Annotated in this window: 25 protein-coding genes and 1 pseudogene; 13 read left to right on the top strand and 13 right to left on the bottom strand. The window is 70.6% G+C overall.

The window, feature by feature from the left end; all coding sequences use genetic code 11:
• The first annotated feature begins 95 nt into the window (after positions 1-95).
• The 6 genes from DEJ20_RS12565 to DEJ20_RS12540 all read left to right on the top strand — a co-directional run bounded on the left by DEJ20_RS12565 (position 96) and on the right by DEJ20_RS12540 (position 6,304).
• Positions 96-893 (top strand): glycoside hydrolase family 16 protein, encoded by a 798-nt coding sequence (locus tag DEJ20_RS12565; protein WP_111235565.1) that lies wholly within the window; start codon positions 96-98, stop codon positions 891-893.
• Positions 894-1,081: 188 nt separating this feature from the next.
• Entirely contained in the window at positions 1,082-1,522 is a 441-nt protein-coding gene (locus DEJ20_RS12560; RefSeq protein ID WP_111235564.1) for a BLUF domain-containing protein, read from the top strand.
• A 52-nt stretch (positions 1,523-1,574) separates the two neighbouring features.
• Positions 1,575-2,570, top strand: coding sequence for a Gfo/Idh/MocA family protein (locus DEJ20_RS12555; protein WP_111235563.1), 996 nt, complete (start codon positions 1,575-1,577; stop codon positions 2,568-2,570).
• Positions 2,571-2,643: 73 nt separating this feature from the next.
• A complete protein-coding gene (dacB, locus tag DEJ20_RS12550) occupies positions 2,644-4,155 on the top strand; it encodes a D-alanyl-D-alanine carboxypeptidase/D-alanyl-D-alanine endopeptidase (RefSeq protein WP_111235562.1) in 1,512 nt (503 codons plus the stop codon).
• A gap of 23 nt (positions 4,156-4,178) precedes the next feature.
• Positions 4,179-4,799 carry an isochorismatase family protein gene (locus tag DEJ20_RS12545; RefSeq protein WP_181431567.1) on the top strand — a complete coding sequence of 207 codons (621 nt, stop codon included), beginning with the start codon at positions 4,179-4,181 and terminating at the stop codon, positions 4,797-4,799.
• Positions 4,796-6,304, top strand: coding sequence for an NAD-dependent succinate-semialdehyde dehydrogenase (locus DEJ20_RS12540; RefSeq protein ID WP_111235560.1), 1,509 nt, complete (start codon positions 4,796-4,798; stop codon positions 6,302-6,304). Before DEJ20_RS12545 ends, DEJ20_RS12540 begins: the two co-directional genes overlap by 4 nt.
• A gap of 70 nt (positions 6,305-6,374) precedes the next feature.
• Here DEJ20_RS12540 and DEJ20_RS12535 read toward each other — a convergent pair whose 3' ends face one another.
• From DEJ20_RS12535 to DEJ20_RS12490, 10 genes and pseudogenes are all read right to left on the bottom strand, one after another.
• Positions 6,375-8,228: an ABC transporter ATP-binding protein gene (locus DEJ20_RS12535; RefSeq protein WP_111093503.1), complete on the bottom strand. Its 1,854-nt coding sequence runs from the start codon at positions 8,226-8,228 to the stop codon at positions 6,375-6,377.
• Positions 8,229-8,235: 7 nt separating this feature from the next.
• Positions 8,236-8,451, bottom strand: a complete 216-nt coding sequence (locus tag DEJ20_RS12530) for a hypothetical protein (protein ID WP_111235559.1) — start codon at positions 8,449-8,451, stop codon at positions 8,236-8,238.
• A gap of 145 nt (positions 8,452-8,596) precedes the next feature.
• Positions 8,597-9,976 (bottom strand): MFS transporter, encoded by a 1,380-nt coding sequence (locus tag DEJ20_RS12525; protein WP_111235558.1) that lies wholly within the window; start codon positions 9,974-9,976, stop codon positions 8,597-8,599.
• 220 nt (positions 9,977-10,196) lie between these two features.
• Positions 10,197-10,826, bottom strand: a pseudogene (gene ribA, locus DEJ20_RS12520) (GTP cyclohydrolase II); the annotation flags it as partial.
• A gap of 29 nt (positions 10,827-10,855) precedes the next feature.
• Positions 10,856-11,956 (bottom strand): bifunctional diaminohydroxyphosphoribosylaminopyrimidine deaminase/5-amino-6-(5-phosphoribosylamino)uracil reductase RibD, encoded by a 1,101-nt coding sequence (gene ribD, locus DEJ20_RS12515; protein ID WP_258377181.1) that lies wholly within the window; start codon positions 11,954-11,956, stop codon positions 10,856-10,858.
• A gap of 91 nt (positions 11,957-12,047) precedes the next feature.
• Positions 12,048-12,602: a GNAT family N-acetyltransferase gene (locus DEJ20_RS12510; RefSeq protein ID WP_181431566.1), complete on the bottom strand. Its 555-nt coding sequence runs from the start codon at positions 12,600-12,602 to the stop codon at positions 12,048-12,050.
• A 2-nt stretch (positions 12,603-12,604) separates the two neighbouring features.
• The gene (gene trpS, locus DEJ20_RS12505; RefSeq protein ID WP_071244338.1) at positions 12,605-13,615 is read right to left on the bottom strand and encodes a tryptophan--tRNA ligase; all 1,011 of its coding nucleotides are present in this window, start codon (positions 13,613-13,615) and stop codon (positions 12,605-12,607) included.
• A gap of 40 nt (positions 13,616-13,655) precedes the next feature.
• Positions 13,656-14,498, bottom strand: a complete 843-nt coding sequence (locus tag DEJ20_RS12500) for an exodeoxyribonuclease III (protein ID WP_111235555.1) — start codon at positions 14,496-14,498, stop codon at positions 13,656-13,658.
• A 127-nt stretch (positions 14,499-14,625) separates the two neighbouring features.
• Positions 14,626-14,898, bottom strand: coding sequence for an HPr family phosphocarrier protein (locus DEJ20_RS12495; RefSeq protein ID WP_022905912.1), 273 nt, complete (start codon positions 14,896-14,898; stop codon positions 14,626-14,628).
• A 69-nt stretch (positions 14,899-14,967) separates the two neighbouring features.
• Positions 14,968-15,738, bottom strand: a complete 771-nt coding sequence (locus tag DEJ20_RS12490; protein ID WP_071406394.1) for a DeoR/GlpR family DNA-binding transcription regulator — start codon at positions 15,736-15,738, stop codon at positions 14,968-14,970.
• A 251-nt stretch (positions 15,739-15,989) separates the two neighbouring features.
• Here DEJ20_RS12490 and ptsP point away from each other — a divergent pair, with 251 nt between their 5' ends.
• From ptsP to DEJ20_RS12455, 7 genes are all read left to right on the top strand, one after another.
• Entirely contained in the window at positions 15,990-17,648 is a 1,659-nt protein-coding gene (ptsP, locus tag DEJ20_RS12485) for a phosphoenolpyruvate--protein phosphotransferase (protein ID WP_111235554.1), read from the top strand.
• Positions 17,649-17,716: 68 nt separating this feature from the next.
• Positions 17,717-19,276: a PTS mannitol transporter subunit IIBC gene (locus DEJ20_RS12480; protein ID WP_181431565.1), complete on the top strand. Its 1,560-nt coding sequence runs from the start codon at positions 17,717-17,719 to the stop codon at positions 19,274-19,276.
• Positions 19,277-19,364: 88 nt separating this feature from the next.
• Positions 19,365-19,802 carry a PTS mannitol transporter subunit IIA gene (locus DEJ20_RS12475; protein ID WP_071244331.1) on the top strand — a complete coding sequence of 146 codons (438 nt, stop codon included), beginning with the start codon at positions 19,365-19,367 and terminating at the stop codon, positions 19,800-19,802.
• Complete coding sequence (locus DEJ20_RS12470) at positions 19,799-20,956, top strand: mannitol-1-phosphate 5-dehydrogenase (RefSeq protein ID WP_111235552.1); 1,158 nt, start codon at positions 19,799-19,801, stop codon at positions 20,954-20,956. The genes DEJ20_RS12475 and DEJ20_RS12470 overlap by 4 nt, the downstream gene beginning before the upstream one ends.
• Before the next feature lie 113 nt (positions 20,957-21,069).
• Positions 21,070-22,002 (top strand): NADP-dependent oxidoreductase, encoded by a 933-nt coding sequence (locus DEJ20_RS12465; protein WP_111235551.1) that lies wholly within the window; start codon positions 21,070-21,072, stop codon positions 22,000-22,002.
• 216 nt (positions 22,003-22,218) lie between these two features.
• Positions 22,219-22,785 carry a DUF805 domain-containing protein gene (locus DEJ20_RS12460; RefSeq protein ID WP_111235550.1) on the top strand — a complete coding sequence of 189 codons (567 nt, stop codon included), beginning with the start codon at positions 22,219-22,221 and terminating at the stop codon, positions 22,783-22,785.
• On the top strand, positions 22,782-23,468 hold the full coding sequence (locus DEJ20_RS12455) for a DUF805 domain-containing protein (RefSeq protein ID WP_181431564.1): 687 nt from the start codon (positions 22,782-22,784) through the stop codon (positions 23,466-23,468). Before DEJ20_RS12460 ends, DEJ20_RS12455 begins: the two co-directional genes overlap by 4 nt.
• A 69-nt stretch (positions 23,469-23,537) precedes the next feature.
• On the opposite strand, the gene DEJ20_RS12450 is transcribed toward DEJ20_RS12455, so the two are convergent.
• From DEJ20_RS12450 to sdhA, 3 genes are read right to left on the bottom strand one after another with little or no spacing between them, the layout of a single operon-like run.
• Positions 23,538-24,179, bottom strand: coding sequence for a TNT domain-containing protein (locus DEJ20_RS12450; RefSeq protein ID WP_071244287.1), 642 nt, complete (start codon positions 24,177-24,179; stop codon positions 23,538-23,540).
• Between the two features lie 51 nt (positions 24,180-24,230).
• Entirely contained in the window at positions 24,231-25,004 is a 774-nt protein-coding gene (locus DEJ20_RS12445) for a succinate dehydrogenase iron-sulfur subunit (RefSeq protein WP_071244286.1), read from the bottom strand.
• Between the two features lies 1 nt (position 25,005).
• Complete coding sequence (sdhA, locus tag DEJ20_RS12440) at positions 25,006-26,799, bottom strand: succinate dehydrogenase flavoprotein subunit (protein WP_027466445.1); 1,794 nt, start codon at positions 26,797-26,799, stop codon at positions 25,006-25,008.
• Between the last annotated feature and the right edge of the window lie 45 nt (positions 26,800-26,844).

Here is a 26,844-nt window from a genome sequence, read left to right as displayed (position 1 = left end):
GGCAGACGTCGGGCGTGTTCGCGGGCTAGCCTTGTCCGCGATACGGGGGACACGATGACCGACCACCAGCCCAGCGCTCCACCGGCGGTGACGCCGTGCTGAAGCGTGTCCTGGTCATCGTCGTGGTCGCTGCCACCGCCGGAGCCCTCGCGGTCACCGCGGCAGCCGTGCCCGAGTCCCGTGCCACGTCCGCCTCGACCTCGTCGCCGAGCACCGGTTCGTCTGCGACCCCGACGGCGTCCGCGACCGGCCCCGCGTACCTGGCGGACCGCGAGCCGACCTTCTCCGAGGACTTCGACACCCCCGCAGCAGCCGGCGGCCCCTTCGCCGAGACGTACCGGAACTCGTGGCAGCCGTACCCCGACGGCACGGGCGGCAAGTACTACTCGGACAAGCTCATCAGCGCCCACGACGGCTACTTGGACGTCTCGATGGACGGGGAGCACGGCGCTGCCGGGACGTTCGGCACGCGCACCGGTGCCTGGTCACACGTCGGCGGCACCTTCAGCATCCGTGCGCGGGCGACCGGTGGCGACGGCAACGGGATCGCGGTCATGCTCTGGCCGACGTCGAACGCGTGGGCCGACGGTGAGTTGAACTACCCGGAGGGGCAGTTCAACGGCTCACCCCGCGTCTTCCACCACTCGATGCTCCAGGGGCTCGAGAAGCGGACCGAGCACTACAACACCCGGGTGTCCTGGAACGATTGGCACACCTACACGACCGAGTGGGTGCCGGGGAAGATCATCCGGTACTACCTCGACGGCAAGCTGGTGTTCACGGTGCCGCGCAACGTGCCCACCACCCCGCACCGCTACATGTTCCAGATCGGCAACTGGGGCGACCCGGGGCACGTGCAGATCGACTGGGTCCGCACCTACGACACGGAGTGACCAAACCCCCCGGACGGGGGCTCCGAATCAGTCCGGTCGTACGACCCGACACCCGTGTGCTCGCGTCGATGACCCGAACCTCGACGCGGGTGCGCGGGCGGGAACGATCCCCGTTCTGGGGCTGCCCCACGGCGTCGGCGCGGTCCACGATGAGAGGGAACCCGTTCCGTCGTCTCCGAGAGGTCGTCATGCTGCTGTCCCTGGTCTACATGAGCGCAGCGAACGAGGTGTTCGACCAGGAGCGGCTCGACGCGCTGCTCGAGCACGCACGGGTCCGCAACACCGCGTCCGGCCTGTCCGGTCTGCTCGTCTACAAGGACGGCCGGTTCATGCAGCTGCTCGAGGGTCCCGAGGCGGCGGTGCTCGAGACGTACCAGCGCATCGTCGACGACCCGCGGCACACCGACGTCGGCCTGCTGGTCGAGGAGCGCATCCACACCCGGCGTTTCGGCGAGTGGAAGATGGCGTTCCACCGCGAGCCGGACGCCGACCTGCCCGACGGCTTCGACTCGTTCCTCGCCGAGGGAGACGCGAGCGCCGACACGAGTCGTGCCCGTGAGCTCCTGCGCTGGTTCCGGAACCACCCGATGGCCGCCCCGGACGCCGCGCTCGGCAAGCACCGCCGCTGACGACCCGAGCTGGGCCCCGCCGCAGCCCACCCCTCACTGGTAGACAGGACCCATGACGGTTCGCTGGGGAGTCATCGGCACAGGCGGCATCGCACGGTCCTTCGTGGGTGACTGCACGGCGGCCGGCATCGTGTTCACCGCCGTGGGCAGCCGCACCCGCGATCACGCTGAGGCCTTCGCCGCGGAGTTCGGCATCGAGCGGGCCCACGGTTCCTACGAGGACCTGGTGGCGGACGACGATGTCGACGCGGTCTACGTCGCGACCCCGCACGTCCGGCACGCCGAGGACGCCCTGCTCGCGATCCGGGCGGGCAAGCACGTCCTGGTCGAGAAGGCCTTCACGATGACCGCGGCCGAGGCCCGGACGGTCGTCGACGCGGCTCGGCACGCGGGTGTCGCGGTGATGGAGGCGATGTGGACCCGGTTCCTGCCCCAGATGGCGATGATCCGCGAGGTCGTCGCCGAGGGACGGATCGGCCGCCCGATGGTGGTCGAGGCGACCCACCACCAGGCCCTCCCGACGGACCCCGGCCACCGGTTGCGCGACCCGGCACTCGGCGGCGGAGCGATGCTCGACCTCGGGATCTACCCGGTGTCCTTCGCGGTGGACGTGCTCGGGGTGCCGACCACGCTGGTCGCAGCCGGGACGCTGAGCGAGCAGGGCGTCGACGAGCAGATGGGTCTGGTCATGACGCACGAGGGCGGTGCGCAGTCGATGATCCACTTCGGGATGGACCTGCGGAGCCCGAACACGGCGTCGATCATCGGCGAGACCGGCCGCATCGACCTCGACTCCACCTGGTACACGCCGACCACCTGGCGGATCCGTGACCGCGACGGTGCCGTCGTCGAGGAGTTCGACGGCCGCGAGGAGCTCGCCGGCTACGAGCACGAGGCCCGCGCCTTCGAGACGATGATCACGTCCGGCCGCCACGACGGCGGCCCGATGGACCCGGACGAGACCGTCGCGATCATGGCGGTGCTGGACGAGGCGCGGCGGCAGGTCGGGGTCCGGTACCCGGCCGACGGTCCCGTCACGGCTCCCTGATCCGGCTCCCGTCCGCCACGGATCCCGGATCCGGCCTGGAGGCTCCTGCCGCAGTTCCGTAGGATCGGTCGCGATGTCCGAGCAGCAGCCCACCCCGCGTTCCGTCCCGGAGCGGTTCCGCGCCGCCGTCACCGCGGTGCGCGCCTCCGCCGCGCGACGCCCGGTCCCCTGGATCGCCGGTGGTCTCGCGGCGCTGTTGGTGGTCGGTTCCGGTGGGGCCGTCGCCGTCGCGGCGGCCACGACCCCGGACTCCCGGACCGCCGCGGCGCCGAGTCCGACCCGGACCGCGTCCTCGGCTCCGGACCGGACGCCCACCACGAAGCGCCCGACCACGAAGCCGTCCCCCACTCCGACCGCCGATGCTCGCGCGGTGCCGGACGACCTCGCCGGTCCGTCCGCGCTCCGGACCTGCTCGATCGCGACGGCTGCGTCGGCGAGCGGCCTCGGTGACTTCGAGGGGTACGTGATGGACGCGAAGACGGGCAAGGTCCTGTTCTCGAAGCACGGCGAGCGGGCCGCCCAGACCGGCAGCGTCATGAAGACCCTGACCTCGGCGACCGCGCTGTCCGTGCTCGGAGGCGACCACCGCATCCCGACGACCGTCGCACGGGAGTCCGCGAACACCGTCGCCCTGGTCGGTCACGGCGACGCCACCCTGTCCGCCGGCGGTGGCACCGTCTACCCGGGCGCCCCGACCCTCGCCCAGCTCGCGCAGCAGGTGAAGGCGAAGGTCGGTGACACCCCGGTCACCACGATCGTCACCGACGACTCGTACTGGAGCGACGCCGACGCCTGGGACCCGACGTGGCCGGTGTCCGAGCGCACCATCGGGTACCAGCCGAAGGTCACCGCGCTCATGGTCGACGGCGACCGAGCCAACCCCGCCGCGGCGACCTCGCCCCGATCGGAGGACCCGGTCGGACGCGCCGGGATCGCCTTCCGGACGGCACTGGCGAACGCTGGCGTCGCGGGCGCCGGGTCCGCGCAGATCGTCAAGCGGGCGACCACCGGCACCGAGACGATCGCCACGGTGTCGTCGCAGCCGGTGTCGACGCTCATCGGGCAGATGATCCCGAACTCGGACAACACCCTGGCCGAGATGCTCGCCCGGGTGTCCTCGAAGGAGTCCGGCTCGAACGGCTCCGCGGCATCGCTGTCGTCCGTGTACCAGTCGGCACTGCGCTCCTACGGCCTCGACCCGGCCGGCATCGTGATCAAGGACGGCTCGGGCGAGAGCGCCTCGAACGCCGTGTCGCCGGAGTTCGTCGCGCACCTGATGGTGCAGGTCGCCTCCGGCGCGAAGGGCCTCGGCACGCTCGCGAACGCCCTGCCGGTGTCCGGGCAGTCCGGCACCCTGGCCAGCCGTTTCACCGGCGCGAACGCGGTCGCCCGCGGCAAGGTGCACGCGAAGACGGGCTGGATCGACAGCGCGAACACCCTCGGCGGCTACATCGACGCCGCCGACGGGTCGCGGCTGACCTTCGCCTTCTACGCCATCGGTTCGCCGCGTGCGGCGGCACTGCCGGCACTCGACGCGGTGACCGCCGCGACCTACTCCTGCGGGAGCAAGCTCACCGGCTCCTGAGCCGACGGGTGTTGGATGGACCCATGGCAAGAGCACTGCTCGTCGTGGACGTCCAGAACGACTTCACCGAGGGCGGTGCGCTCGCGGTCACCGGGGGAGCGGCGCTCGCGGAGCGCATCACCGCGTTCCTCGGTCGGCACGGGGACGAGTACGACCTGATCGTGGCGTCCCGCGACTGGCACCACGGCGACGACGACAACGGCGGACACTTCGCCGGACCAGACGGACCCGACTTCGTCGACACGTGGCCGGTGCACTGCGTCGCCGGCACACCCGGCGCCGACTACCACCCCGATCTCGACACCGCACTGATCGACGTCGACGTCCGCAAGGGGCAGGGCACGCCGGACTACTCGGCGTTCCAGGCCCGGACCGAGGCAGGCGTCCCGCTGGCCGAGGTGCTCTCCGAGCGCCGCGTGCACACGATCGACGTCGTCGGCATCGCGACCGACCACTGCGTCCGGGCCTCGGCACTCGACGCCCGTGCCGCGGGACTCGACGTCGCCGTGTACGAGGACCTCGTGGCAGGCGTCGACGCCGAGCGCAGCGCCCGGGCGCTCGACGAGATCCGGGCGGCCGGCGGACACGTCGACCGCAGCGACATGGACGAGGGCCTCGCGAACCCAGGAGGAGCACGACTGTGACCGACACCACCACGAACGAAACCACCACCACCACCGTCGCCGACGAGCACGTCCGCGTCGAGGGCGTCCCCACCGGACTCTTCATCGGCGGCACCTGGCGTGCCTCGTCGAGCGGGTCCACGTTCGCCGTGCACGACCCGTCGACCGGCGCCGTCCTGGCCGAGGTCGCCGACGCCACCCCCGAGGACGGCCTCGCTGCCCTCGACGCCGCGGCTGCCGCACAGGAGTCCTGGACAGCCACGGCCCCGCGCACGCGCTCGGACATCCTGCGCCGGGCCTTCGACCTGGTGCACGAGCACGCCGACGACCTCGCGGCCCTGATGTCGCTCGAGATGGGCAAGCCGCTGGCGGAGGCCCGCGGCGAGGTCGTCTACGGCGGCGAGTTCCTGCGGTGGTTCTCGGAGGAAGCCGTCCGCATCACCGGCGACTACCGGACGAACCCCGAGGGCACCGGGCGCGCGATCGTGCTGAAGCGTCCGGTCGGCCCCGTGTACGCGATCACGCCGTGGAACTTCCCGCTCGCGATGGCGACCCGGAAGATCGGCCCGGCCCTGGCCGCGGGCTGCACGGTGGTCGCCAAGCCGGCCGACCTCACCCCGCTGACGACCCTGTTCCTGGTCGAGCTGTTCCGACGTGCCGGCCTGCCGGACGGCGTGCTCAACGTGATCCCGTCGAGTGACGCCAAGGGACTGTCCGAGCCGATCATCGCCGACCCGCGCCTGCGGAAGCTGACGTTCACCGGTTCGACCCCGGTCGGTTCGGCGCTCCTCAAGCAGGCGGCGGACAACGTGCTCAAGACGAGCATGGAGCTCGGCGGCAACGCCCCGCTGCTCGTGTTCGACGATGCCGATCTCGACAAGGCGGTGGACGCGGCGATGCTCGCGAAGTTCCGCAACACGGGCGAGGCCTGCACCGCCGCGAACCGGTTCTTCGTGCAGGACGGCATCGCCGATGCGTTCGTCGCGGCCCTCACCGAGAAGGTGAACGCCCTGCGCGTCGGCCGGGGCACCGAGGACGGCACGACGCTCGGACCGCTCATCGACGACCGGGCCGTGGACAAGGCCGCGTCGCTCGTCGACGACGCCGTCGGCCGCGGTGCCCGGCTCGTCACGGGCGGCCACCGGATCGACCGCCCGGGGACCTTCTACGAGGCGACGGTCATCGACGACGTGCAGCCCGGCTCGGAGATCATGACGACGGAGATCTTCGGACCGGTCGCCTCGGTCACCCGCTTCAGCACCGAGGACGAGGGGATCCGGCTCGCCAACGACACCGAGTACGGGCTCATCGCCTACGCCTTCACGACCGACTTCCGGCGCGGTCAGCGGCTCGCCGAGCGCCTGGAGACGGGGATGCTCGGGCTGAACACGGGCGTCGTCTCGAACGCGGCGTTCCCGTTCGGCGGCGTGAAGTCCTCCGGCCTCGGCCGCGAGGGGTCGCACGAGGGCATCGAGGAGTACCTCGAGACCGTCTACGTGCTGACGCCGGACCCCTTCGCCGCCTGAGCCAGAGCCTGAGCCTGACCCCGAGCCTGGATCGCGGGTACGGCCGCGGTACTCGCGGCCGTACCCGAACTCACACGAGCAGCTGGTGCTTCGCCAGGTCGCGGTAGAGCGGCGTCGACTCCACGAGCTCGGAGTGCGTGCCGCTGCCGACGACGCGGCCGTGCTCGAGCACGACGATCACGTCGGAGTCGACCACCGTCGACAACCGGTGGGCGATGACGAGCAGGGTGCGGTCCTCGGCGACGGCGTCGATCGCGAGCCGCATCTTCTGCTCGTTGACCCCGTCGAGTGACGACGTCGACTCGTCGAGCAGCAGGATCGGGGGAGCGGCGAGCAGCGCGCGGGCGATGGCCAGGCGCTGCCGTTCCCCACCGGAGAGCATCACGCCGTCCTCACCGACCTGCGCGTCGAGACCGCGGGGGTCGCGGTGCAGGACCTCGCCGAGGTTGACCGCCTCGAGCACCCGGACGCAGTCGTCCTCGGTGGCGTTCGGTGACCCGAGCAGCAGGTTAGCGCGGATCGTGCCGGCGAGCACGGGGGCGTCCTGCTCGACGTAGCCGATCTGGGCACGCAGCTCGTCGCGGTCCATGCCGCGGACGTCGATGCCGCCCAGGCGGATGACGCCGTCGGTGGGATCGTAGAACCGCTCGATGAGCGCCAGAGTCGTCGACTTGCCGGCACCGGACGGGCCCACGAGTGCGACGCGCGAGCCGCGGGGCACCCGGAACGACACGTCGTGGAGCACCACGTCGTCGGCCGGGCGCTCGTCGTCGACGTGATCCGGGCCTCCTGGACGGTCCGCGGGGTCGGACGCGACCGCGCCGTCGGCACCCGAGGCGTCCGCCTGGGCGCGGTACCGGAACGACACGTGCTCGAACGCGATGGCGTCGTCGGTGGCGACGGCCGCGGCGGGCCGGACCGACTCGTCGTCCTGGGACTCCGTCGGCAGGTGCAGGATCTCCTCGATCCGGCCGAGCGCGCCGAGCGCCTGGGCGACGGCCACGGCAGCGCCCATCGCCTGGCCGAGCGGCATGATCATCATGAAGAGCAGCAGGATGAACGTGATGAGCGTCGCGATGGTGATGGTGCCGGCCGCGACCTGTGCCCCGCCGACGCCCAGGACGGCGATGAACGCGACCTGCATGACGATGCTCGCGACGGGGACGACGAAGGCGGACATCTTGGCGATGTCGAGGCCGCGCTTGTAGGCCTCGGTCGCGTGGCCGTCGACCTCGCGCACCTCGCGTTCGGTGGCGCCGGCCGCACGGATCGTGCGGACCGCGCCGATCCCGCGTTCGACCGCGGCGGTGAGGTCGCCGACCTTCTCCTGCGCACGCTTCGAGGCGACCCGGATGCGACGGCTCAGTCCGCCGACGACGACGATCGCGATCAGGACGATCACGATCACGATGCCGAGCAGCAGTGGGTCGATGATGGCCATCGCGACGATGGCGCCGATGAACGTGAGCGCGCCGCCGATCGACTCGATCAGTCCCTGGGTCAGGACGGCCCGCAGGAGCGTGGTGTCGCTGCCGACGCGGGACACCAGGTCACCGGTGCGCCGCGTGTCGAACTCCGAGATCGGCAGGTTGAGGATGCGGGCGATGAGCTTGCGGCGGGTGGAGAGCACGACGCCCTCGCCCGCGCGCTGCAGCAGGAAGTGCTGGACGCCGTTCAGCACCCCCGCGACGATGACGAGCCCGACCAGCAACCACACGAGCGTGCTGAGGGTGTTGCCCTGCTGCACCGCGGTGATGACCTGGTTGACCAGGAGCGGCTGCGCGAGCGAGGCCCCCGCACCGAGGACGCTCAGCACGATGATCACGACCATCGCGGGCTTGTTCTCGAACAGGTAGGACAGCAGGCGGCCGAACGTGGCGCGGGGGCCGTCGGAGGTCTTCGGGCGTGCGAAGGGGAAGCTCATCGTGTTCCTAGTTTCTGCCGTACTTCTTGTGCACTGCCTGTCGGCTGACACCGAGCAGCGTCGCGATCTCCTGCCACGAGGCGCCGGCGGTGCGGGCACGTCGCGCGGCGAGCTCTTCGGTCCGGTCGAGCTCACGGCGCAGTTCGCGCACGCTGGCGAGGGCGGAGAACGGGTCGTCCCCCGATGCTCCGGCCGCGAGGCTCGTGATGGTCGGTCGGTCCATGCCTGTCAACCTACATTGACGCACCGACATCCGTCAACCTGCGTTGACGGAATCTCGCACCGGGGCAGTGGGGTCGCGCACACGACGGACGGGAGGCCCGGTGCCAGCTGGCACCGGGCCTCCCGTCCTGCGGATGCGTCCCCGATCAGGCGTCGGCGATGTCCTTCGACTTCGTCTCGCGCACGAACAGCAGCGCGACCAGCGTCACGACCGCCGCGATCGTCAGGTACAGGCCGACCAGGAAGATGTTGCCGTCCGGCTTCCAGAGCGCCAACGCGATGGTCGGGGCGAGTGACGCACCGAGGATCGACGCGACGTTGTAGGCGATGGCCGAACCGGTGTACCGGACGTTCGTCGGGAACAGCTCGGGCAGCAGCGCACCCATCGGACCGAAGGTCAACCCCATCAGCGAGAGCCCGACGATGAGGAACGTCACCACGGTGATCGGGCCGCTCGACGCCGCGAACCAGAACTGGAACGTCAGGCCGAACAGCGCGATGCCGATCGTGGTCGGGATGAGGGTCTTGCGGCGGCCGAACTTGTCGGCGAGCAGTCCTGCGATCGGCGTGAAGATGCCGAAGAACACGACGCCGATCATGAGCAGCGTCAGGAACTCGCCACGGGTGTACCCGAGGCCGACCTTCGGGACGAGTGCGCTGGCCTCGGAGCCGGTCGTGCCGTACGACAGGGTGAACGTCGTCATGAAGTAGAAGAGCACGTAGGTGGCGACCATGCCGAAGGTGCCGACGATGACGGCCCGCCACGAGGTGCGGAACACGCGGCCGAGCGGGACCTTCGCGACCGTGCCGGACTCCTGCACGCCGCGGAACACCGGCGACTCGACGAGCTTGAAGCGCACGTACAGGCCGATGATGACGAGCACGGCGGAGAGCAGGAACGGGATGCGCCAGCCCCACGCCTGGAAGTCGGCGTTCGGGGTGCCGTCGGCACCGGCGGGCATCGCCGCGTTGATCGCGATGAACAGGCCGTTCGCGAGCAGGAAGCCGATCGGGGCACCGAGCTGCGGCATCGAGCCGAACACGCCGCGCTTGCCCTTCGGCGCGTTCTCGGTCGCAAGGAGGGCCGCACCGGACCACTCGCCGCCGAGCCCGACGCCCTGGGCGAAGCGCATCACGGCGAGCAGGATCGGCGCCCAGACGCCGATGGTGTCGAACGTCGGCAGGCAGCCGATCAGGAACGTGGCGGTGCCCATCACGAGCAGCGACGCGACGAGGGTGGTCTTGCGGCCGATCCGGTCACCGAAGTGCCCGAAGATGATCGACCCGACCGGCCGGGCGAAGAACGCCAGGGCGAAGGTGACGAAGGACGACAGCTGCGAGGCCGTGGGGTCCTCGTTCGGGAAGAACAGCGTCGGGAAGACGAGCACCGCGGCGGTCGCGTAGACGTAGAAGTCGTAGAACTCGATCGACGTGCCGACGAGGCTCGCGATGACGACGCGGGAGCGCGGGTTGCCGGCGGGTGCCGGAGCGGAGGTGGGGGTTGCGGGTGCCGGGGCGGCGGTCATGACAGGGCGAGGTCTTCCGTGCTGCGTGCTTCCGACGGGGAACACGAGGATCCGAAACGGCGGACACCGATCGGTTCGCGCGGGGTGGCGCGGGCACCGGTCGGGTGCGTTCGGCTGAGGGGGGACCGCTTGTGACGGAAGCCCGATCATACGACAGATGTCGTCTGCCTGCGAATCAGCCCAGAGTCAGCTGGCCGAAGCGTCGGCCGTTTGCGCGCGCTCAGGCGCCCGCGCCGGCTCCCGCTTCGAGGTGCTCGGGCAGTTGGTGGCCCATCCGGTCGCGCTTCGTGTCGAGGTACCCGGCGTTCTGCGCCGAGATGCCGACGACGAGCGGCACGAGGGAGTCGACGGTGATGCCGTGCTCCTCGAGCTGGCGGCGCTTCTCCGGGTTGTTCGACAGCAGCCGGACCCGGGTGATGCCGAGGTCGGCGAGGATGCCCGCGGCGCCGCCGTAGGCGCGGGAGTCGGCGGGCAGGCCGAGCGCGAGGTTGGCGTCGAGGGTGTCGAGACCGTCCTCCTGCAGGCGGTAGGCCTTGAGCTTGTTGATGAGGCCGATGCCGCGGCCCTCTTGCCCGCGCAGGTAGATGACCACGCCGCCCTCGGCCGCGATCGTGTCGAGCGCGGCGTCGAGCTGGGGGCCGCACTCGCACTTGAGCGAGCCGAAGGCCTCACCGGTCAGGCACTCGGAGTGCACCCGGACGAGTGCGCCGTCGGTGGGCATCGAGCCGTCCGGCAGGGTGCCGATGATCGCGACGTGCTCCGCGCTCGTCACGAGGTCGCGGTAGGCGCGCATCTGGAAGGTGCCGTGGGTGGTCGGCACGTTCGTCGACACCTCGAACTTGACCGGGCTCCCCGGCGTGGGGGAGGTCAGCGCATCGGTCATGGGGTGCTCCGGTCGTTCGTGGGCCCGTCGTTCCCGAGCCCGGGTGTCGCGTCGTGCTGCTGCTGCCGGTCGTGATGGTGCTGGTCCTGGTGCTGGTGCTGGTGCTGCGGACGCTGCGGTCGGGCTCGGACCAGCAGGTCGGGGCCGAGGCTGGTGGTCGATAGTACGTCCAACCGCCGACGATCGGAGATGCTTCCCACCCCCAGGTCGTCGAGGGCGACACGGGGCCCGCCGAGCAGCACCGGGGCGATGTACACCAGGTACTCGTCGACGAGTCCGGCGGCGATGAGCGCCGACGCCACCGTGGGACCACCCTCGACGAACACCGAGTGCACGCCGTGCCCGCGCAGGGCGCCGAGCGAGGTGGCCAGGTCGTGTCCGGGCAGGGTGACGAGCCCGCGCGGGTGCCGACGGACCGCGGCGTCGGCCGGCACCGGGCGGTCACCGAGCACCACGGCGAGCGGCTGGTCGGCGAGGAGTTCGCCGGCATCCCCGCGGGCGGTCAGGCTCGGGTCGTCGGCCAGGACGGTGCCGGTGCCGACGAGGATCGCGTCGTGGGCGGCGCGCTGTTCGTGGACGTGCTGCCGTGCGGCGGCGCCGGTGATCCACTTGCTCGTGCCGTCGGCAGCGGCGGCGCGCCCGTCGAGGCTGGAAGCCCACTTCACGGTGACCCACGGTCGGCCGAGCCGGACCGAGAGCAGCCACCGTTCGAGGAACGCCTCGGCCTGGTCGGCCAGCACGCCGGAGACGACCTGGACCCCGGCGGCGCGGAGTCGGTCGGCGCCGCCGTGCACGTCGGCTCCGGGGTCGTCGATCGCGTAGACGACCCGGGCGATCCCCGCGTCGAGCAGTGCCACGGCGCACGGTCCGGTGCGGCCGACGTGGTTGCAGGGTTCGAGGGTGACGACCGCCGTCGCGCCGCGCAGCAGTGCCGGATCGACCTTGGCCATCGCGTCGACCTCGGCGTGCGGGGTGCCGGCGCCCTTGTGCCATCCCTCGGCGAGGACCTCACCGGTGGGGGAGAGGATCACGGCGCCGACGCGGGCGTGGTCGCCGACGACGGGCCCGAGGGCCGCGAGTTCGAGCCCGCGGCGCATCGCCCGGACCTCGGTGGGTCGTGCCGTGTCGCTCACGGGCCGAGCCTACCGGCGGTGGTTGGGTGACACGTCACCACGGTTGTGAGCCCGTTCAGGCGCTGGGCCAGGGGAGCTCGGAGGCGGGAGTGCCGTCGGCGCGTCGTAGTGCGGTCCACGCCGTGGTCGGGCCGCCGTCCCGGTCCGGGACCCGGGCTGCGCCGAGGCCGGTGTACGAGAACCCGGCCGCACGGGCGACCGCCGCCGAGGCCGTGTTGCCTTGGTAGCACTCCCAGTAGACGTCCGGCGCACCCTGCTCGAACGCCCAGCCGACGACGAGCCGGACGGCGTCGTGCATGAGCCCGGCGCCCCGCGCGGAGGGTGCGAGCCAGAACCCGAGGTCACGACCGGCGGTGCGGTAGCTGATGATGCCCGCGAGCCACGTCGAACCGGCCGGTCGGATCGCCCACGTGTACTCGCGGTCCGATGCCCATCCCGGTCCGACCAGGGCGTCGACGAAGGTCCGGGCGTCCTGCTCGCGGTACGGCGTCGGCACCGTCGTCCACCGGACGATCTCCGGGTCCTGGCAGGCCTCGGTGATCGCCGCGGTGTCGGCGCGGGTGGGCAGGTCGAGCCGTACCCGCGCGGACTCGAGTGTGACGGACTGCACGGTCAGCCGCGCGACCGCGGGACGAACCCGATGCGGTCGTAGACGCGGGCCAGGGTCTCCTGCGCGATCGATTCGGCGCGGTCGGCGCCGACGGCGAGCAACCGGTCGAGCTCCGCCGGGTCGTCGAGCAGCTCGAGCGTGCGGGCGCGGACCGGTTCGAGCTCGGCCACGACGGCGTCGGCGACCTCGCCCTTCAGGTCGCCGTAGCCCTTGCCGGCGAACGATTCCTCGAGCGCGGCGATCGAGGTGCCGGTGAACGCGGACAGGATCGACAGCAGGTTCGTCACACCGGGCTTGGCCTGGCGGTCGGCCCGGATCTCGCGCTCGGCGTCGGTGACGGCCGACTTGATCTTCTTCGCCGTGCGCTTCGGGTCGTCGAGCAGGCGGATGAGGCCGTTGTCCGACGCTGCGGACTTGCTCATCTTGCTGGTCGGGTCCTGCAGGTCGTAGATGCGCGCGGTCTCGGTCAGGATGCGTGCCTCGGGCGTGACGAAGGTGTCACCGAAGCGCGAGTTGAAGCGTCCGGCCAGGTCACGCGTGAGCTCGACGTGCTGGCGCTGGTCGTCGCCCACCGGCACGACCCTGGTGTCGTAGAGCAGGATGTCCGCGGCCATCAGGATCGGGTAGGTGAAGAGCCCGACCGACGCGGCCTCGGCGCCCTGGCGTGCCGACTTGTCCTTGAACTGGGTCATCCGGCTCGCCTCGCCGAAGCCGGTCAGGGTGTTCAGCACCCAGGCGAGCTCGGCGTGCGCGGGCACGTGCGACTGCACGAACAGCGTGGCCTTGGACGGGTCGATGCCCGACGCGATGTACTGCGCAGCGGTGGCCCGGGTGTTCGCGCGGAGCTCGGCCGGGTCCTGGGGCGAGGTGATCGCGTGCATGTCGACGACGCAGTAGATGGCGTCGTAGTCGTCGAGCAGGGTCCTCCACTGCATGAGCGCCCCGACGTAGTTGCCGAGGTGCAGCGATCCGGCGGACGGCTGGATGCCCGAGAAGATGCGGGTCTTGGTCATGGTGGTGCTCCGGTGCGTCAGGTGAAGCGAGAGAAGAGGGTCAGAGTTCGTAGTCGACGACCACGGGGGCGTGGTCGGACCATCGCTGGTCGTACGCCGCGGCGCGGTCGACCGTGTACTCCGTGACCTTGGCGGCCAGGTCGGGCGTCGCCATCTGGTAGTCGATGCGCCAGCCGGTGTCGTTGTCGAAGGCCTGACCGCGCCACGACCACCACGTGTACGGGCCGTCGACGTCGCCGGCCTGGGCGCGACCCACGTCGACCCATCCGAGGCCGGGGCCCGTGGAACCGTCGGCGCCCTCGACAGGCTCGCCGTCGGCGCCGAAGAACCGCGAGAAGTAGGCACGCTCGCGGGGCAGGAAGCCGGCTCGCTTGACGTTGCCCTTCCAGTTCTTGATGTCGCGCTCGTCGTGCCCGACGTTCAGGTCACCGACGACGACCGCGAGCGGGTTGTGCGCCCGGAGTGCCGGCAGCCGCTCGGTCATCGCGTCGAGGAACTTCCACTTCTCGCCCTGCTTCGGGGTGTCGACCTCGCCCGAGTGCACGTAGGTGGAGACCACCGTGACGGTCGTCCCGCCGATCTCGTAGTCGGCCTCGAGCCAGCGGCCGGCCGAGTCGAAGTCGTCCGGACCGAGCGCGACGCGGTGGATCTGAGCGGAGTGTCGAGATGCGATCGCGACGCCGGCCCGGCCCTTCGCGGTCGCCGGGTCGTGCACGATGTCCCACTCGTCGCCGAGCAGCGCCGCCAGGTCGTCGCTCGACGCGCGGACCTCCTGCAGGGCCAGCACGTCGACGTCACGGGTGGCGAGCCAGTCGCCCATGCCCTTGCGGAAGGCGGCGCGGACGCCGTTCACGTTGACGGATGCGAGGCGCAGGCGTGTCATGCAGAACACCTTATCGGCGGGTGCCGACAGCCCTGGACGCCCCCACGGACGCACGGGAGGCACGGTGCCAGCTGGCACCGTGCCTCCCGTCCGCTCTGTGGTCGCGTGCAGGACGCGACCTGCGCGATCAGGCCGCGTCGTGGTCCGTCTTGAGGAACTCGACCAGGCTGTCCGCCGTGGTCTCGGCGTCGTCGCCCGAGACGGTGAGGGTGACCTCGTCGCCGTTCTCGATGCCGAGCCCGAGCAGGGCGAGGATGCTGCCGGCGTTCCCGGACTTGTCGCCCTTGGCGATCGTGACCTGGTGCCCCGACGCCGTCACGGTCTGGACGAAGAGGGATGCGGGGCGAGCGTGCAGGCCGGATGCGCTGGCGACGGTCACGGTGCGGGTGGCTTCGGACATCGATGTACTCCTGTCGATGGGTGGTTGGCTCATGCTAGCGAGCACTGGGTGGGCGGGAACGGGGCGCGGTCAGGGTCGGCCGGGCCAGAAGACCTCGGTGCCGGCGGCCTCGACCTCGCGGACCAGGTCGAGGTTGACGGCGGGGTCGGTGATGATCGTGTCGATCGCGGCGAGCGGGGCGACGCGACCGAACTCCTCGCGGCCGAACTTGGTGTGGTCGGCGAGCAGGATGCTCCGTCGGGCGGACTTGATCATCGCGCTCTTCACGGCGGCCTCGGCCATGTTGTGGGTCGTCAGGCCGCGCTCGGGCGTGATGCCGTTGATGCTGATGAAGGCGACGTCGACGCTGACCATGCCGATGAGCTGGTGCGTCCAGGTGCCGACGCCGGCCAGGGAGTCGCTGCGGATGTTGCCGCCGAGCAGGTGCAGGTCGATGCCGGGGCGGTTCGCGACGGCGGTGGCGACGGGGAGCGAGTGCGTGACGACGGTCAGCCCGCGGTCGGTCGGCAGCAGCTCGGCCAGGCAGATGGTCGAGGTGCCGGCGTCGATCATGATCGAGCCGTTCTCGGGCAGTTCCGCCAGGGCGGCCTCGGCGATGACCATCTTCTCGGTCTGGTTGATGCCACCGCGGTCGCCGACGCCGGGGTGCAGGGTGATCCGCTCGACGGGGATCGCGCCGCCGTGCGCGCGGCGGACGAGACCGCGGCGCTCGAGGCTCGTCAGGTCGCGGCGGATGGTCTCGGGCGTGACGGCGAGCGACTCCGCCAGGTCCTTGACGTCCACCCGGCCCTGCGCGCGCGCCTGCTCGACGATGCGCTGGTGACGTTCTGGTGCGTACATCGGACCTCGTCGTCTCGGGTCGGAACGGAACGGACATGCTCGGGCACGGCATCCGCGACGTCGTCCCCTGCGTTCGATCCGCCAGACGCAAACGGGCATCTGTTTCTGCATTTTTATCCCCGGATGTGTTTGTTTGTCAACGCGAAGCGGGGTAGTGTGCTGCTCAGCCGCACGGGCGTGGTCTGTTCCCGTGTCGTGTGCACCGAACGATCCACCCCACCGCAAGCGCGTGTGAGATGAAGGAGTCTCGAATGTCCGAACTGCTCGGCACCGGCGTCGGCCGTGGCGTGGCCCACGGCCCCGTGCTCCGGATGGCCGACCCGCTCGGCGAACCGTCGAAGGACGCCCTGGTGGGCTCGGCGGACGACGCGAAGCAGGCCGTGCACGACGCACTGGCCGCCGTGGCGGACGACCTCAACAAGCGCGGACAGCTCGCCGGTGGCGACGCACAGGCCGTGCTCGAGGCCCAGGCGCTCATGGCGCAGGACCCGACGCTCCTCGACGACGTGCACACCCGCATCGACGGCGGCACCAACGCCGAGCGCGCCGTGTACGAGGCGTTCGCCCAGTTCCGCGACCTGCTCGTCGGCATGGGCGGCTACATGGGGGAGCGCGCGGCCGACCTCGACGACGTCGCCCAGCGCATCATCGCCAAGCTCCGCGGCGTGCACGCACCCGGTGTCCCCGAGTCGGACACCCCCTTCGTCCTCGTCGCCCGCGACCTCGCCCCGGCGGACACCGCGTTGCTCGACCTCGAGAAGGTCCTGGCGCTCGTCACCCGCGACGGCGGCCCGACCTCGCACACCGCGATCCTCGCCCGCGCCAAGGGCATCACCGCCATCGTCGGCGTGACCGGTGCCGACGACCTGGCCGACGGCGTCCACGTCGTCGTCGACGCCGTGGCCGGCACCGTCTCGACCGACCCGTCCGACGCGCTCGTGGCCGAGGTCGACCAGCGCATCGCCGACCGCCTCGCCGCCGCAGCAGCACCGCTCACTGCGGGTGCGCTCGCCGACGGCCACGTCGTGCCCCTGCTCGCGAACCTCGGCAGCCCCGCCGACGCCGCCGGCGCCGTTGCTCTCGGTGCGGAGGGCGTGGGGCTCTTCCGCACCGAGTTCCTCTTCCTCGACTCACCCAAGGCCCCCACGGTCGACGAGCAGACCGAGTCGTACCGCCAGCTCCTCGCGGCGTTCCCCGGCAAGAAGGTCGTCGTGCGCGCGCTCGACGCCGGCGCCGACAAGCCCCTGCCGTTCCTCACCGACAAGGACGAGGAGAACCCGGCCCTCGGGCGCCGCGGTCTCCGTGCCCTGCGGAACCACCCCGAGGTCCTGCGCGATCAGCTCACCGCGCTCGCGCAGGCCGACGCCGCGACCGAGGCCGACCTGTGGGTCATGGCCCCGATGGTCGCCGACGCCGAGGAGACCGAGTACTTCGTCACCCTGGCCCGCGAACTCGGCATCCGAACCGCGGGTGTCATGGCCGAGGTGCCGTCGCTCGCGCTGATGGCCGAGCAGGTGTTCCAGAACGCCGACTTCGTGTCGATCGGCACGAACGACCTGACCCAGTACACGATGGCCGCCGACCGCATGCTCGGCACCGTCGCGTCCTACCAGGACCCGTGGCACCCCGCTGTCCTGCGCCTCGTCGCGCAGCTCGGCTCCGCGGGCGCCACCGCCGGCAAGGCCGTCGGGATCTGCGGTGAGGCAGCAGCCGACCCGCTGCTCGCCGTCGTCCTGGTCGGTCTCGGCGCCACCACCCTCTCCATGACCCCCGCGGCCCTGGCCGACGTGCGCGCCGAACTCGGTCGCTACACGCTCGAACAGGCCCGCGAGATGGCGACGGCGGCACTCGCCGCGAGCACGGCGGCGGCCGCGAAGTCCGCTGCCGCGGCCGCGACGCACGCCGCCTGAGCCACCACCCCCGGCACCACCCCTCCCATCACCACGCAGCAGCTCCACCACACAGAAAGTCACCGCACATGACAACGTCGTCCGTTGCAGCGCCCGACGCACCCGCGAAGTCGCGGGGCGGCGCACGCGTCGCCGTTCAGAAGTTCGGCACGTTCCTCTCCGGCATGGTCATGCCCAACATCGCGATCTTCATCGCGTGGGGCATCATCACGGCCTTCTTCATCGAGACCGGTTGGACGCCGGTCGGCATCCTCGGCGGGTTCGGTGAGACCGACGGTGTCGCCAACATCGGCCTCGTCAGCCCGATCCTGACCTACCTGATCCCGCTCGCGATCGCCTTCCAGGGTGGCCGCATGGTCTACGAGACCCGCGGGGCCGTCGTCGGCTCGATCATGGCAATGGGGGTCATCCTCGGCGCCAACGGTACGATCATGATCCTCGGTGCGATGATCTGCGGCCCCCTGGGGGCTTGGCTCATCAAGCAGGTGGACAAGATCTGGGACGGCAAGATCAAGCCCGGCTTCGAGATGCTCGTCAACAACTACGCGGCGGGCATCCTCGGGTTCATCCTGGCGATGATCGGCTTCTTCGTGCTCGCCCCGATCTTCAAGGCGATCGCGAACGGCCTGGGTGCTGCGGTGGACTTCCTCGTCCAGCACTCGCTCCTGCCGCTCGCCAGCGTCATCATCGAGCCGGCGAAGGTGTTCTTCCTGAACAACGCCATCAACCACGGCGTGCTCGACCAGCTCGGTGCGGCCCAGGTCGACGACTCCGGCAAGTCGATCCTGTTCCTGCTCGAGGCGAACCCCGGCCCGGGTCTCGGCATCCTGCTCGCCTTCACGTTCTTCGGTGTCGGCATCGCCCGATCGACCGCTCCCGGCGCGATCATCATCCAGTTCCTCGGTGGCATCCACGAGATCTACTTCCCGTACGTGCTGCAGAAGCCGGTCCTGTTCATCGCGGTCATCCTCGGTGGTGCCACGGGTGTCGCCACGAACGTCGCGTTCCAGTCCGGCCTGGTCGCGCCGGCATCGCCCGGATCGATCTTCGCGGTGCTCGGTGCGACGTCGAAGGACAGCTTCGTCGGCGTCATCCTGTCGGTCATCCTGTCCGCCGCGGTCACCTTCGCGGTCGCGTCGTTCTTCCTCCTCGCCAGCCGCAAGCGTGACCTCGCCTCCGGCAACGGCGGAGACATGAGCGCCGCGATGGCGAAGCTCCAGGCGAACAAGGGCCGCGACGTCAACGCCGCCACCGCCGGCCTGCTCGGCAACAACTCCCCGGCCAACGAGGAAGAGGCAGAGGCCTCCCTCGGCGGCGTCGGCTCGGCGAGCACGGCGACGGCGACGAAGGTCCAGAACCTGGTCTTCGCCTGCGACGCCGGCATGGGCTCGAGTGCGATGGGCGCCAGCGTCCTGCGCAACAAGATCAAGAAGGCGGGCATCGAAGGGGTCACGGTCTCCAACAAGGCGATCGCGAACCTGTCCGGTGACGAGGACCTGATCATCACGCAGGAAGAACTGACGGACCGCGCGAAGCAGAAGAACCCGAACGCGCAGCACGTGTCGGTCGGCAACTTCATGAACGCTCCGCAGTACGACCAGGTCGTCGAGCAGCTGAAGAACCAGTAACGCCACAACCAGTAACGAAGTGCAGTATCGGAGGGGACGGGGCTGACCCGTCCCCTCCATCTCGTCCTCAACACAAGGAGAACCCCCGATGCCCGTCCTGCAGGAGAGCCAGATCCGCATCCACACCGAGGACACCGCGCCGACCAAGTCGGAAGCGATGAAGGAGGCGGCCGAGATCCTCGAGGCTGCGGGCGCGGTCACGGCCGACTACTACCCGGCCATGCTCGAGCGTGAGAAGAGCGTGTCCACCTACATGGGCAACTTCCTCGCCATCCCGCACGGCACCAACGACGCGAAGGACGCCATCAAGTCGTCCGCCCTGTCGTTCATCCGCTACGCCAGCCCGATCGACTGGGACGGCAACCCCGTGCGCTTCGTCGTCGGCATCGCCGGCGTGAACAACGAGCACCTCGACATCCTGTCGAAGATCGCGATCGTGTTCTCCGACGAGGACGAGGTCCAGAAGCTCACCGACGCCGCCGACACCGCCGCGATCCTCTCGATCCTCGGCGAGGTCAACGAGTGAGCACCAGCACCGCCGTCCACTTCGGCGCCGGCAACATCGGCCGCGGCTTCGTTGGGCTCCTGCTCCACGAGGCCGGGTACGAGGTCGTCTTCGCCGACGTCGCCGCCCCGCTCATCGATGCCCTGGCCGCAGCCGACTCGTACACCGTGCACGAGGTCGGGGCCGGGGCCCAGGACCACGAGGTCACGAACTTCCGCGCACTGAACAGCGCGCAGGACGAGGACGGCGTGGTCGCCGAGATCGCGACCGCAGCGATCGTCACGTGCGCCGTCGGCCCGAACGTCCTGAAGTTCATCGCCCCGGTCATCGCCCGCGCGCTCGTCGCCCGTGACGCGGACGCCGCACCGATCGCCGTCATGGCGTGCGAGAACGCCCTCAACGCCACGGACCGCCTGCGGGAGTTCATCGTTGCCGCCCTGCCCGAGGACGGCCGCGACGCCGCCCTGGCCAAGGCCGTCTTCGCGAACACCGCCGTCGACCGCATCGTGCCCGCGCAGCCCGAGGGCGGCGGACTCGACGTGACCGTGGAGACCTACTTCGAGTGGGCCATCGACCGCACCCCGTTCGGTGGGAGTGAGCCGGAGATCCCCGGTGCGCACTACGTCGACGGCCTCGCCGCCTCGATCGAGCGCAAGCTCTTCACCGTGAACACCGGGCACGCCACCGTCGCGTACCACGGCTTCGTCGCCGGGGCCGACAAGATCTCGGACGCCATCGCGATCCCCGCCGTGCGCTCCGAGCTCGAGTCCGTTCTCGCCGAGACGAGCGACCTGCTCATCCGCCGGCACGAGTTCGACCCCGAGGTGCACCGCGCGTACGTGCAGGCGATCATCGGCCGGTTCGAGAACCCGCACCTGCCCGACACGGTGACCCGCGTCGGGCGCCAGCCGCTCCGCAAGCTGTCGCGTGACGAGCGGTTCGTGTCGCCCGCCGCCGCGCTGGCCGAGGACGGCACCGAGCCCACCGCGCTCCTCGACGCGATGGCCGCGGCGCTCCGCTTCGACGTCGCGGACGACGAGCAGAGCGTCGAACTGCAGGCGCTGTTGGCGTCGGACGCGTCCGACGCGGACGTGGCCACGCAGATCACCGGTCTCGCCGCGGAGCACCCGCTGCACGCCGCGTTCGCCGATCGGATCCGGTCCGCGCGCGCCTGACGACGTCCGCAAGGGCGGCTTGACGACGTCCGCACGGACGGACGGGAGGCCCGTCACCAGCTGGTGACGGGCCTCCCGTCCGTTCCGGGGTCGCGACGCGTACCGTCGCCCGCATGACGAAGCACTGGATGGCCCCACGGTTCGGCGGCAGCGAAGTCCTGGAGTACGTCGAGGCAGAGGTGCCGGTGCCCGGCCCCGGCGAGGTCACGATCGCCGTCCGCGCCGCCGGCATGAACCCGGCCGACACCAAGCACACCCGCCAGGGCGACCCCGCGGACCTGCCCATCGCCGTCGGGTACGAGGTCGCCGGCGTCCTGTCCGCCGTCGGTCCCGACACACAGATCGCGTCCGGCGGGGGAGCGGTCGGCGACGAGGTCCTCGCCTTCCGCATCAGCGGCGGCTGGGCCGAGTCCGTCACGGTGCCCGCGGCCGACGTCTTCGCGAAGCCCGTCGCGCTCGGCTTCCCGGAGGCCGCCAACCTGCTCCTCGCCGGCTCGACCGCCGCCGACATGCTCCGCGTCACCCGCGCCGAGGGGCGCGACACCGTCCTGGTGCACGGCGCCTCGGGCGCGGTCGGCGTCAGCCTGCTCCAGCAGCTGCGGCTGCTCGGCACCCGCGTCATCGGCACCGGGTCGGAGCGTGGTGCGGACGTCGTGCGACGCTTCGGTGGCGAGTGGGTCGCGTACGGCGACGGCCTGGAGGCTCGTGTCCGTGATCTCGCACCCTCCGGCATCGACGTGGCACTGGACTGCGTCGGCACCGAAGAGGCCGTCGACGTCTCGCTCGCGTTGGTCGCGGACCGATCACGGATCGTGACGATCGCCGCGCAGGCGCGGGCTGCATCGGACGGCATCGCCGCGGTGGGCGGCGCACAGCTGGCCAGCAAGGCGTTCCGTGACTCGGTACGGCAGCGGCTCATCGACCTCGCCGGTGCCGGACAGCTCGAGGTCCCGGTGGCGCGGACGTTCCCGCTGGCGGAGGCGAAGGCGGCGGCGGAGCTGCTGGAGTCCGGGCACCCCGGGGGCAAGCTCGCGCTCCTGCCCTGACCGCACGGTCGAGCCGTGGTGTCGTCCGGGCAGTCCGCGCAGCCCGGTCCGGGCCAGCCGAGTGGTGGGAGGTCCGCGCCGGCGCGCTGGGCGCCCTGGTACCTGATCGGTTCGGCGGCCGTTGGCAGGGGTCACGCGCGGTACCGGTTCTGACCGCCGCTCAGGAGTTCTGGTTGACTCGACCGTGAACATCAGCCAACACTCGAGGGGGACCACGTGAGCGACCAGTACCCGCAGGATCCGAACAACCAGCCGAACGCCCAGTTCGGCGGTGCACCGCAGTACGGCCAGCAGCCGCCGACCGGACCCAACGGCGAACCGCCGCTCTGGGCGCCGTGGTACGGGATCTCGTTCGGCAAGGCCGTCGGCCGCTTCTTCAAGAAGTACGCCACGTTCAGCGGTCGTGCCAGCCGGAGCGAGTTCTGGTGGTGGTACCTCGCCAACGCCATCGTGGGTGCCGTCCTCGGCATCCTGTACGGCATCGGCTTCGCGACCTCCGAGCGCTCGACCGTGTCGATGTCGTCCTCGACGTCGGCCAGCGTCCAGTCCACCGTCACCGAGCCGTCCGCACTCTTCGTCATCGTCGGCATCGTCTCCCTGCTCTGGGGCCTCGCGATCATCATCCCGACGCTCGCCCTCGGCTGGCGCCGCCTGCACGACGCGAACCTCCCCGGTGCGCTGTGGATCATCGCGATCTTCGTCGGCATCGTCGGCATCGTCTTCGGTCTGCTGCCGTCAAACCCGCAGGGCTCGCGGTACGACCGCCCCGACTCGAGCCGATGAGCAACGACGGGACGCCCCAGTGGGGCCAGCCCGGCGGCGATCAGCAGCAGGGGCAGCCGGGGTCCGGTGAGCAGCCCGGGTACGGGCAGCAGCCCGGCTACGGGCAGCAGCCCGGCTACGGACAGCAGCCCGGGTACGGGCAGCAGCCGTACCAGCAGTACGCCCAGCCGTACGTCGGTGGGTACCCGCAGCTGGCGCAGCCGATACCGGTCGGCCCGGACGGCGTTCCGCCGCTGTGGGCCCCGTGGTACGGCATCGGGTTTCTCGACGCGTTCCTCCGGTTCTTCAGGAAGTACGCCCGCTTCGACGGCCGCGCCGGTCGCAGCGAGTACTGGTACTGGTTCCTGGCCAACGCCATCGTCACGCTCGTGCTCTACGGGGGCTTCATCGCCCTGCTGATCGCCACCAGCCCGACCACAACCGTCGTGGACGACTACGGGTACTCGCGCGACGTGTCGGGGGCGCCTTCGCCGTTCGCCTTCGTGCTGCTCGGGCTCTTCGTGCTGTGGTGGCTCGCCACCCTCGTGCCGAACCTGGCACTCGCGTGGCGCCGGCTCCACGACGCGAACCTGCCGGGCCCGCTCTGGCTCGTCTCGCTCATCGCGAGCCCCGCAGCCATCGTGTTCGGCTGCCTGCCGTGGAACCCGGCCGGTGCGCAGTACGACCGCCCCGACCTGCGGTAGCTCCACGAACGAGAACAGCCCGCCCCGCGCATCGAGCGCGGGGCGGGCTGTTCGTGTGTGTCGGACGGCTCAGACGACCCGGAGACGGACGAGCGCGCCGTCGACGACCAGGTCACGCACGGTGGCCGACGGGTCGGCGATCTGGAAGCGCAGAGCACCGCCCGGCTGCTCGAACCAGGGCTGGACGAAGCGGACGTTCACCAGGAACGGCCGATCGACGACGTACCGATGGGTCTCCGGCGACGAGGTCACGTGCGGGGGCAGCGACCGGCTGGGCAGCGGGGTGTCGAGCGGGTGCAGCAGGTAGCCGTCCGGGCCACCGATGCGGTCGACGGGGACACCGGCCGGGATCTGGATGGTCAGCCCCTGCTCGCCGGCCTGCGCGACCTGCTGCGCGAGCTGCGGGTAGGTCGACGCCGCACGGTCGCGGAGCCCCTCGAGCTCGTGGCGGGGGATGTCACGCGGTTCCGGGAACGGACGGTTCAGGAAGCGGCGCAGCATCTCGACCGCGTCGTCCTCGCCCGTGGCCTGCGCGAGACGACGAGCCGTTCCGTAGTCGACGACCTCGAGCGCGTAGCCGGAAGCGTCGGTCTGGACGATGCGGAGCGCCCCCTCGACCGGCGGTTCGTGCAGGGTCTCGCCGGGGAGCTGCACGTACCGGGTCGTGTAGCCGAGCTGGTCGAGGATGGGGCGGGTGTCCGCGAACGTCATGGTCGGGAGCCTATCGGTCGACGTGGTGCTGGGCCTTGGACGGAGCCGGGACTACGCGCGGCCGCGCATGATCGCCTGCTTGACCTCGGAGATCGCCTTCGTCACCTGGATGCCACGGGGGCACGCGTCGGTGCAGTTGAAGGTCGTGCGGCAGCGCCAGACGCCTTCCTTGTCGTTGAGGATGTCGAGACGGACGTTCGCGGCGTCGTCGCGGGAGTCGAAGATGAACCGGTGTGCGTTCACGATCGCAGCGGGGCCGAAGTACTGCCCATCGGTCCAGAACACCGGGCAGGACGACGTGCACGCGGCGCAGAGGATGCACTTCGTGGTGTCGTCGAAGCGGGCGCGATCGGCGACGGACTGCACGCGCTCCTTGCCGGGCGTCGGGGCCGACGAGGACTGCAGGAAGGGCTGCACCTCGCGGTAGCTCTGGAAGAAGGGCTCCATGTCGACGACGAGGTCCTTCTCGAGCGGCAGGCCCTTGATCGCCTCGACGTAGATCGGCTTCGAGACGTCGAGGTCCTTGATCAGGGTCTTGCACGCCAGGCGGTTGCGACCGTTGATGCGCATCGCGTCGGAACCACACACGCCGTGCGCGCACGAGCGGCGGAAGGTCAGGGACCCGTCCTGCTCCCACTTGATCTTGTGCAGGGCGTCGAGGATGCGGTCGGTCGGCAGCATCATGACGTCGAAGTCCTGCCAGCGCGGCTCGTCGTCGACGTCGGGGTCGAAGCGACGGACGATGACCGTGACGGAGAAGGATCCGGGAGGGGCGTCCTGCACGGTGTCGGTGCGGGGTGCGTCGGAGACCAGGGTGTCGGTCATCTCAGTACTTCCTCTCCATGGGCTGGTACCGCGTGATGACGACGGGCTTCCAGTCGAGCGTGATGTGGTCATCGGCGAGTGACGAGTGCGGGTCGCCCGTCAGGTACGCCATGGTGTGCTGCATGTAGTTCTCGTCGTCGCGCTTCGGGTAGTCGTCGCGCATGTGGCCGCCGCGGCTCTCCTTGCGGTTGCGCGCGGAGTAGACGACGACCTCGGCCAGGTCGAGCAGGAACCCGAGCTCGACGGCCTCGAGCAGGTCGGTGTTGAACCGCTTGCCCTTGTCCTGCACGGAGACCTGCATGAAGCGGTTGCGGAGCGTGTGCAGTGTCTCGGTGACACGGGCGAGCGACTCGTCCGTGCGGAACACCTGGGCGTTCTTGTCCATCTCCTCCTGCAGTTCCTTGCGGAGGGCGGAGACGCGCTCGGTGCCGGTCGAGGCACGGAGCTGGTCGAGCATGCCGCGGACGCCGGCCGCCGGGTCTTCCGGCAGCGGGAGGAACTCAGCGGTCTGGACCCACTCGGCGGCGTTGTTGCCCGAGCGCTTGCCGAAGACGTTGATGTCGAGCAGCGAGTTGGTGCCGAGGCGGTTGGAGCCGTGCACGGAGACGCAGGCGCACTCGCCGGCGGCGTACAGGCCGGGGACGACGGTGGTGTTGTCGTACAGGACCTCGGCCTTGACGTTCGTCGGGATCCCGCCCATCGCGTAGTGCGCGGTCGGCATCACCGGCACCGGCTCGACGACGGGGTCGACACCGAGGTACGTGCGGGCGAACTCGGTGATGTCCGGCAGCTTCGTCTCGAGGACCTCGGCCCCCAGGTGCGTGCAGTCGAGCAGCACGTAGTCCTTGTTCGGTCCGGCTCCCCGCCCCTCGGCCACTTCCTGCACCATGCAGCGCGCGACGATGTCACGCGGTGCGAGGTCCTTGATGGTGGGGGCGTACCGCTCCATGAAACGCTCGCCCGAGGCGTTCCGGAGGATCGCACCCTCGCCGCGGGCACCCTCGGTCAGCAGGATGCCGAGCCCGGCGAGCCCGGTCGGGTGGAACTGGAAGAACTCCATGTCCTCGAGCGGCAGGCCCTTGCGCCACACGATGCCGACGCCGTCGCCGGTCAGGGTGTGCGCGTTCGAGGTGGTCTTGTACATCTTGCCGAAGCCGCCGGTCGCGAAGATCATCGCCTTGGCGTGGAAGACGTGCAGCTCACCGGTCGCGAGCTCGAACGCGACGACGCCGGCCGGCTGCTGGCGGGTGACACCGTCGTCACCGACGACGTCGACCATGATGAGGTCGAGCGCGTAGAACTCGTTGTAGAACTCGACGCCGAGCTTCACGCAGTTCTGGAACAGCGTCTGCAGGATCATGTGCCCGGTGCGGTCTGCTGCGTAGCAGGCCCGGCGGACCGGGGACTTGCCGTGGTCGCGGGTGTGCCCACCGAAACGGCGCTGGTCGATCTTGCCCTCGGGCGTGCGGTTGAACGGCAGGCCCATGTTCTCGAGGTCGATGACGGCGTCGATCGCCTCTTTCGCCAGGATCTCGGCGGCGTCCTGGTCGACCAGGTAGTCGCCGCCCTTGATCGTGTCGAACGTGTGCCACTCCCACGAGTCCTCTTCGACGTTCGCGAGGGCCGCGGCCATCCCGCCCTGCGCCGCGCCGGTGTGCGACCGGGTGGGGTAGAGCTTCGAGATGACGGCCGTCTTCGCCTTCGGGCCGGCTTCGATCGCGGCTCGCATGCCCGCGCCTCCGGCGCCGATGATGACGATGTCGAACTGGTGGTGGTGGACGGTGGTCTCGGTCACAGGGGTCTTTCCGTAGACGGTGGGAACGCGGGCAGCAACGGTGGT

This window comes from Curtobacterium sp. MCSS17_005 (genome assembly GCF_003234225.2).
Lineage (GTDB): Bacteria > Actinomycetota > Actinomycetes > Actinomycetales > Microbacteriaceae > Curtobacterium > Curtobacterium flaccumfaciens.
The sequence above is the reverse complement of the archived record's forward strand: the minus strand, read 5'-3'. Positions and strand labels throughout refer to the sequence as shown.

Excerpts from the sequence above, each read along its gene's own strand:
- DEJ20_RS12560 (WP_111235564.1), top strand. The coding sequence starts at position 1,082 with ATGCTGCTGTCCCTGGTCTACATGAGCGCAGCGAACGAGGTGTTCGAC.
- DEJ20_RS12555 (WP_111235563.1), top strand. The coding sequence starts at position 1,575 with ATGACGGTTCGCTGGGGAGTCATCGGCACAGGCGGCATCGCACGGTCC.
- dacB (WP_111235562.1), top strand. The coding sequence starts at position 2,644 with ATGTCCGAGCAGCAGCCCACCCCGCGTTCCGTCCCGGAGCGGTTCCGC.
- DEJ20_RS12545 (WP_181431567.1), top strand. The coding sequence starts at position 4,179 with ATGGCAAGAGCACTGCTCGTCGTGGACGTCCAGAACGACTTCACCGAG.
- DEJ20_RS12535 (WP_111093503.1), bottom strand. The coding sequence starts at position 8,228 with ATGAGCTTCCCCTTCGCACGCCCGAAGACCTCCGACGGCCCCCGCGCC.
- DEJ20_RS12530 (WP_111235559.1), bottom strand. The coding sequence starts at position 8,451 with ATGGACCGACCGACCATCACGAGCCTCGCGGCCGGAGCATCGGGGGAC.
- DEJ20_RS12525 (WP_111235558.1), bottom strand. The coding sequence starts at position 9,976 with ATGACCGCCGCCCCGGCACCCGCAACCCCCACCTCCGCTCCGGCACCC.
- ribD (WP_258377181.1), bottom strand. The coding sequence starts at position 11,956 with ATGCGCCGCGGGCTCGAACTCGCGGCCCTCGGGCCCGTCGTCGGCGAC.
- trpS (WP_071244338.1), bottom strand. The coding sequence starts at position 13,615 with ATGACCAAGACCCGCATCTTCTCGGGCATCCAGCCGTCCGCCGGATCG.
- DEJ20_RS12500 (WP_111235555.1), bottom strand. The coding sequence starts at position 14,498 with ATGACACGCCTGCGCCTCGCATCCGTCAACGTGAACGGCGTCCGCGCC.
- DEJ20_RS12495 (WP_022905912.1), bottom strand. The coding sequence starts at position 14,898 with ATGTCCGAAGCCACCCGCACCGTGACCGTCGCCAGCGCATCCGGCCTG.
- DEJ20_RS12490 (WP_071406394.1), bottom strand. The coding sequence starts at position 15,738 with ATGTACGCACCAGAACGTCACCAGCGCATCGTCGAGCAGGCGCGCGCG.
- ptsP (WP_111235554.1), top strand. The coding sequence starts at position 15,990 with ATGTCCGAACTGCTCGGCACCGGCGTCGGCCGTGGCGTGGCCCACGGC.
- DEJ20_RS12480 (WP_181431565.1), top strand. The coding sequence starts at position 17,717 with ATGACAACGTCGTCCGTTGCAGCGCCCGACGCACCCGCGAAGTCGCGG.
- DEJ20_RS12475 (WP_071244331.1), top strand. The coding sequence starts at position 19,365 with ATGCCCGTCCTGCAGGAGAGCCAGATCCGCATCCACACCGAGGACACC.
- DEJ20_RS12465 (WP_111235551.1), top strand. The coding sequence starts at position 21,070 with ATGACGAAGCACTGGATGGCCCCACGGTTCGGCGGCAGCGAAGTCCTG.
- DEJ20_RS12455 (WP_181431564.1), top strand. The coding sequence starts at position 22,782 with ATGAGCAACGACGGGACGCCCCAGTGGGGCCAGCCCGGCGGCGATCAG.
- DEJ20_RS12450 (WP_071244287.1), bottom strand. The coding sequence starts at position 24,179 with ATGACGTTCGCGGACACCCGCCCCATCCTCGACCAGCTCGGCTACACG.
- DEJ20_RS12445 (WP_071244286.1), bottom strand. The coding sequence starts at position 25,004 with ATGACCGACACCCTGGTCTCCGACGCACCCCGCACCGACACCGTGCAG.